At 40.2% G+C, this 920-nt stretch carries 1 protein-coding gene; it reads right to left on the bottom strand.

Features of this window, described 5'->3' with window-relative positions:
• Window positions 1–35 precede the first annotated feature (35 nt).
• Window positions 36–920: tyrosine-type recombinase/integrase (locus tag Xvie_RS20375; protein ID WP_086110891.1), on the bottom strand; the 885-nt coding region annotated here is incomplete at its 5' end.

The following is a 920-nucleotide window of genomic DNA, read 5'->3' as shown; positions in this document are numbered from 1 at the left end:
AATTTAACCCTCATTATCACTTTTTCATCTTTTTCTTATTTGAATGTTAATCGCTTAGCCGCCTCTTGAAGACGTTTTTTACCCCGTTTATCGTATTGCTGGGTTGTCGTTACACTGGCATGACCCAGGGCATCTTTCACGGTGAAAATATCTTCACCATTTTCAAGTAATGATGAAGCATAGGTTCTTCTTAAATCATGTGGTGTAAATTCCTTCATATTACTATTTAAATTTTTCAATAATCGTGCAAAAATAAAACGAATTGATGATGTGCCCAGCTTGTTACCTGTCACATCATCATTTTTTAATATACGGTTAAACAGATAGCCTGCGTGGGGTCCTCGTACCTCATTCACCCATAACAATAACCGTTCTTTAATTTCGTCAGGCATATAATTCTCACGCTCTTTATTCCCTTTACCGTGAATAATGATAAGTGAGCTTTCAAAATCAATATCCTCATATTTCAAATCTGCAACTTCAGAACGCCTTAACCCGCACCCTACCATGACGGCAAACATGGCTGCATCACGGACAGCAATGGCACTGTTAAGACGGTCAAAGTACTGGAATATTTTTTGAATTTCACTCTTCTCCAGCATCCTGCCTTTACTGACACGGACACCTTTGAGCCGTTTTACCGATTTGATGTCCTGATACGTATGGCTGTCGATGTGACGGCTGGATCTCGCTTCTTCAGCGACACCTTTGATCGCACATAACATGAGATTGATGGTATTGGGGGCTTTGTTTTGGTTAATTAACCGTTTGATCACTATCTGGACCTTCGTTTTGTCTAATGTTGACCAGTCAAATGTCGTCAGGTCAAAGGCTTCGAACATGTTCGCTATTTTATTCAGACATGACCGCATAGTTATTTGGCTTTTGGTCGATCGTAATCTCAGCAGATAACTGACCGC

This window comes from Xenorhabdus vietnamensis, from assembly GCF_002127535.1.
Lineage (GTDB): Bacteria > Pseudomonadota > Gammaproteobacteria > Enterobacterales > Enterobacteriaceae > Xenorhabdus > Xenorhabdus vietnamensis.
The sequence above is the reverse complement of the archived record's forward strand: the minus strand, read 5'-3'. Positions and strand labels throughout refer to the sequence as shown.